This window comes from Bacteroidales bacterium, assembly GCA_014860585.1.
Classification (GTDB): Bacteria; Bacteroidota; Bacteroidia; order Bacteroidales; family 4484-276; genus RZYY01.
Genome location: JACZJL010000163.1, coordinates 1 through 6115, shown reverse-complemented (window position 1 = coordinate 6115; position 6115 = coordinate 1). Strand labels below are relative to the sequence as shown.

The 6115-nt window shown below is 41.7% G+C and carries 3 protein-coding genes; 2 read left to right on the top strand and 1 reads right to left on the bottom strand.

Features of this window, described 5'->3' with window-relative positions; translation table 11 throughout:
* Together IH598_15960 and IH598_15955 are read left to right on the top strand one after the other, a co-directional pair.
* Positions 1 to 1143 (top strand): T9SS type A sorting domain-containing protein (locus IH598_15960; GenBank protein ID MBE0640013.1); only part of this gene is annotated, 1143 nt, incomplete at its 5' end.
* A 101-nt stretch (positions 1144 to 1244) separates the two neighbouring features.
* Positions 1245 to 5675: an Omp28-related outer membrane protein gene (locus tag IH598_15955; protein ID MBE0640012.1), complete on the top strand. Its 4431-nt coding sequence runs from the start codon at positions 1245 to 1247 to the stop codon at positions 5673 to 5675.
* 192 nt (positions 5676 to 5867) lie between these two features.
* Here the strand turns inward: IH598_15955 and IH598_15950 are convergent.
* On the bottom strand, positions 5868 to 6115 hold a 248-nt coding region (locus tag IH598_15950), incomplete at its 5' end, for a T9SS type A sorting domain-containing protein (GenBank protein ID MBE0640011.1).

Below are 6115 nucleotides of genomic sequence, written 5' to 3'. Positions count from 1 at the left end.
AATTTTGTTTTCAAAGAAGGCTGGAATAGTATGTCCAGTTTCATCATACCCGAAAATCCTGCCATGGAAGATCTATTTGCTTCAATGGTTGATGAACTTGTTATTTTCAGAAATCTGACTGAAATTTATTGGCCCGAAGAGAATTTTAATACAATCGGCGATTTTAACAATCAGTCAGGATATGTAATGAAACTTACTGAAGACAAAAACCTCCAGGTTGTAGGGAGCGGAAATGCAAGCAGGGAATTGGTTTTTGAAAATGCCGGCTGGTATTATGCACCCGTTTTGAGCGAATGTCCGGTGTTGATCGAAGATCTTTTTGGCGAACAAATCGCTAATGTGGTTATTATTCAGGAATTGATAGGGTTGGGGGTTTATTGGCCTGATCTTGAAATTTATTCTTTGCAGGAACTAACTCCCGGCAAGGCCTATTCAATTAAGGTATCTGATGCTTTTACGGTCGAATTCCCAGTTTGTGATTTAAAATCGGGCGTTGTTAATGCTGAAAGTACAAACCAGGTAAACACGGTGTGGGGTAGCGTAAAATTTTCACCTTACAAGCAAATTACAGCAATTCTTACCTCGGCAATGATTGATCTTCAGGCCGGCGATATGATTGGAGCTTTTGATGAAAATGATAACTTATTTGGTTTCACAACCATCACTTACTTAACAACCAACACTGCCATCAGTCTTTTTGGAAGCGACCAGGTGACTTCAGCAGCAGATGGATTTATGAATGGCCAGGATATTAAGTACAAACTCTTCCGTGAATCATCCGGTGAGGAGTTCAACCTTGAGGTAAGTTATAGCGAAAGCCTGGGCAATACATCAGGGAAGTACCAAAGCAATAGCATGGCAGCCATCAAATCGGTAGCTTTGAAAAGCGGTATAGAAACATCAGAACAATTTAGTTTTGAAGTATTTCCAAATCCTGCAAGCAGCGAAGTCGTTTTGAAGCTGAATACATCAGAAACAGCTACAGCAACCTTGAATATTTTCGAAGTAAGCGGCCGCCTGGTGATGGAAGGGGAAATCCAAAAACAAACAATGCTGAATGTTAGTGAATTGAGCCCTGGTGTATATTACATTAAGGTTTGGTCACAAAACAATTCGGATGTAAAGAAACTTGTAATACAATAAACTTTTATCAGAGTTAGGTTTAAAAGGGGCTATTTCAACAGAGTCTTTTTCTGTGTTACAGTCCCTTTTTCTTAATATTTTGAACTTAAATACATTTTAAAATGAAAAAATATGTGATTTTTCTATTTACGCTATTTTTGAGCTTATCCCTGGCAGGACAAAATCCAACCTGCCCTTTTAACCCGTTTGAGGATGAATTGAATAGGATAAGCTTTGGTGATGGTGCTGATGAAATTATTGGTGAAGTAGTATCAACGAAGCCTTATGTGAAGGATACTATCATGGATTTGGAATTCACCTTCTCCCTCCAAGCCGTTCCATGGACACAGGTTGATTACCTTGAGCTTACATTTCCCGAAGGAATAACCCCTCTGGGGGGGAGTCCGAATATTTATTATGGATATTTAAATCCCATCCAGGGGCAATCCATATCCTGGGGCGCAGATGAAAATAATTCCAGTCTGGCTACTATTTATCCGGGGTTTTATGAATTTTATGTATCTGTTCAGATATCATCCACTGTTTCAGGAGATCAAAACATCAACTGCGTGTACTCCGACGTATATGGAAACCCGAATATTTATACAACAGCCTTGCTATCTGAATGCCCGCCGGTACCCGACCTTATTGGTTTGTCTGGATTAGCTTATCTGGATTATTACAGGCAGGTTCCTAAATCGCAGTCAAGTTTTGTTCCGGTAGGGTTAACAAAAAACGCCGGAAGTACACTTACCGGAAATACCCAAATTCAGCTTGAAGTGGACGATTTCTACAGCGAAACCCAGACCATTGATGTTCCGCTTGCTTTCTGGGAAAAAGATCCTGCTGATTTTCCTGTTTTTACTGCACCAGCCACAGGTGAATACAATTTCACCTTTACTGCAAATGCCTCCAACGACTGGGATCCTTCAAATGCATCAAACAGTTATACGCTCAATGTTACCGAAACTAAAATGTCGTACCACAATAATATTGTGAAAACGAAGGCAAACGTGACCAATTCTCAAGCAATTAAAGGCATGCTGTTTAAGGTAATGAATACCGATACGATTACAGCGGTTGAATTTTATATTACCAAGGCATTTGCCGGGAATATGATGAAAGCCAAAATCTTCAATTTTAACGGGACTACGGTAACCAACATGATTGCACAGACTGCCGAAGTTGAAACGCTGCAGGATAGTACATGGTTGCTGGCCAACTTTGCAGAGATGATTATTCTGCAACCCGGCGATTATTTGATTGGTATCTGCGAAGGATCGGAAGATGAAATGTACCTTGGCGTTGCTACCAACCCGCCACCTTATGGTGTGAATTGGTATTATTATAATGGCACCTGGTTCAACATGAGCACCTACATAAGCCAAGCCGTGAATCTGATGATAAACGCAGTTTTTGATACCTATTTTGTGCCTTTGCTTGATGCTGCCCTACAGGAAGTTTCTGTTCCTGAATATGCACTTCAGGGTAGTTTCCCCTTGTCAGGCGTCATCAAAAATAATTCAAATGTGGTGCTGCAATCCATCGATGTATCCTATTCCATTGATAACGCAACTCCGGTATTGGAGACATTTTATCCGGGAATAGCTTCACTCGACGAATTCGAATTTGAATTTTCTGAACAACCTTCAATTTCAGAAACCGGAACCCATCAGGTGAAAATATTCATTTCCAATCCAAATGGCCTGCCCGATGAAGTTACTGAAAACGACACTTTACAGAAGCCCATTTATATCATGGAAGATGCCCCACTCAGGAGGGTCTTGTGTGAGGAGTCTACAGGAACCTGGTGTGGCTGGTGTGTGGCTGGTCATGTGTTTATGGATTCAATGGCCACGACCTATCCCGACCAATGGATTGGCATTGCAGTGCACAGTGGCGACCCGATGGAGGTGCCGGAATACGCTACCGGAATGTATCCTTACATTCAGGGCTATCCAAACGGCACAATGAACCGGGATGTCAAATATATTGGGCCACTGGAATTTGAAGAAGAATTTCTAACTATTAAGGATCAACTTGCTCCTGTAGAGGTTTTTGTTGAGAATGCGATAATAAATACCAATGAATCTACCCTGACCTTTACAATGAGTGCTAACTTTTATGCAGCGTTGTCCGGAGTTAAGTTTAATGCAATGATCGTTGAAGATGAGGTAACAGGAACAGGTTCCGGCTGGGATCAGACAAATTACTACTCAGGTGGTACCTATGGCGAAATGGGCGGATACGAATTGCTTCCAAATCCTGTTCCTGCGGAAGATATGGTATATGAGCATGTAGCGCGGGCGCTTCCCGGTGGATTTTATGGTGTTGACGAAAGCCTTCCCGACCAGGTACAGGTAGGGGTACCCTACACCTGGGATTTTTCAGTAGCCATTGACCCCTCATGGGACATGGATAAGCTCCAGATTGTGGGTGTTGTTGCAGACAAAGAAACTGAGTTCATTTTAAATGCTGTAAAATCGGGTTATATCCCAATTACTGCACCAATGATAATGGTTGATCCAATGGCCATTCTTTTTGATACTACGCTGGTAAATAGCACTTCCATACAAACAGTAACAATCCATAACCAGGGAAATGCCATTCTGGAAATTACCGATATCATCTCCTCAAATAGTGCATTTTCCGTTGATTTTACAAGCGCAGAGATAGCGCAGGGCGAAAACGAAATACTCACCATTACTTTTGCTCCAAATGCCCAACAATTGTTTGATGGTACAATCTTAATCGTTTGTAACGATCCGGCTAATGGAACTGTGGACATTACGGTTTCGGGTTACGGAATAACCGGGGGGCAATCGGGCATTGTGTTGGATTTCGATGGGATCACAGATCTCACAGTAAAGGCATTTACCGAAGATGGTTACGACTGGGTGATTTCTCAAAGCGGTACCTGGTTTTCAACTTTTGGTTCATGCTCGGCGCCCAATACTTTGGTGATGAATAGTGGGAAGCTTTCACTGGCAGATGGCTCAACATTTAATCTGGTTACTGCAAATATCCGAACCTGGTCAGGTATTTTTAATGCTACGGTACGCGGATACAGAGATGGGGTTGTGATTTATGAAGTGATTCATAGCCAGCTAACAGCCGAATGCCAGGAATATGAATATGGCTTTTATGAAATTGATGAATTGCAGGGAGTTATCGGGCAAACCGGCATTGCCGTTGACGACCTTTACATCACCTTTGACGCACAAGGCAGCTATGATGCAAGCCTGACAACAATACTCGGGAGCGACAGGTATGTTGAAGGAGAAAACAACGCAGTGAGTTGTTTGATAAAAAACCTGGGTACCTCACCGATTAATTCCATAGATTTGAACTGGAGTATTGACAATTTTATGAATGTGAAAACAGAAACTTTTTCAGGGTTGAATATTTCCACTAACGAAGAATATACTTTAACACATTCCAACCTCATCGAGGCTATTGCCGGGCAGTACGATCTTCATGTTTGGCTTTCTGATCTCAATGGAATCAACGCTGATGAAAACCCTGTTAACGATTCAGCATCGCGACAAATCTTCGTTGTTGTCGAAAGCGTCCAGCCTCACGTTCTCATTGAGGAGTTTACCACTACTCATTGTGGTTATTGTCCTAATGGTCACCTGAAAATGGACTCTTTGCTTGCCAATTACAGCAATTTTATTGGTGTGACGCACCATGCAGGTTTTTACACCGATGCTATGACCATTCCTGCGCACGAGATATATGCAAATATTTGGGCTGTAGGAGCCCCAACCGCAACCATTAACAGAACCTCTGCCGGAATTGGAGTTGATGACTGGGAAAATATCGGCAACGAAATATTGAGTGATCTTGCACTGGGCGAAATAAATTTCGACGGGTCAAGTTTCAACACTGAAACCCGGGAACTGAATGTTGTATTAAATGCCTCATTCCTACTTCCAATGGATGGAGATTTCAGGTTTAACGTTTTTATTGTTGAAGATAGCCTGCATGGTGTTGGTCCGGGATGGGACCAGACAAATTTTTATAACAATACCCCCGGACATCCTTTTTTCGGATTGGGTAACCCAATTGTTGGCTACCGCCATAATCATGTGGTTAGACAGGTACTCCCGGGGAATAATGAACCGGAATGTTGGGGCTATATGGGAGTTATTCCAGCCTCTGTTGAGTATGGAGTGATCTATTCGGAATCATTCAACTTTACCATTCCGGAAGATTACATTCTCGAAAATTTACATCTTGTAGGCTTTGTTTCAAATTACCAAAGCGAGATTATTAATGTTGCCGAAGTCGAAAGCCTTGACATTATTACCAGTATTCAGGATCATCGTCTTTCAAACGATGTGTCCATTTCACCCAATCCATCCAGTGGATATTTTTATATCAATTGTGACAATTTGAAATCAATCTCCGTTTTAGATTTACTTGGTCACAAACTCATGCAATTTTCAAGTAATGAGATAGATATTACCAGCCTCAGACCAGGAATTTACGTTTTACATATCGAAACAGATGAAGGTAACATAAGCAGGCATCCTGTTATAAAACAGTAGTCTGGTTCAAGAAATACAATTTTGTCTCATCAAATTGACTGATGATAAAAGCGCTCCCCGGGGGCGCTTTTTTTTTATAAAAAGAAATGTTGAAACAACAGCATCTCATATCAGAACTTGCAAGCCATAATTAAAACCCCCGATCCTGCCTTCCAGCCGACCCGGGGTAAAACCTAACTTGTAACCCTCACTTTATTTCAAAACAACCTTCCTGAAAATTGTTTCTTCGTTTTGTTGGATTTTGATGAAATAGATGCCTGGTTTATGATTTGCCATTTTAAGGGTAAGCAAACCTTCAGCTTTTTGGCGCTCAACCCATAATTCCCGTCCCTGAAGATTCATCACCGTGAGTATTGCATCTTCAGCCAGACCGGTAATGTTTAACATGCCATCGGTTGGATTGGGGAAGACATTTATACTCCCACTTCCATCGCCGGTTG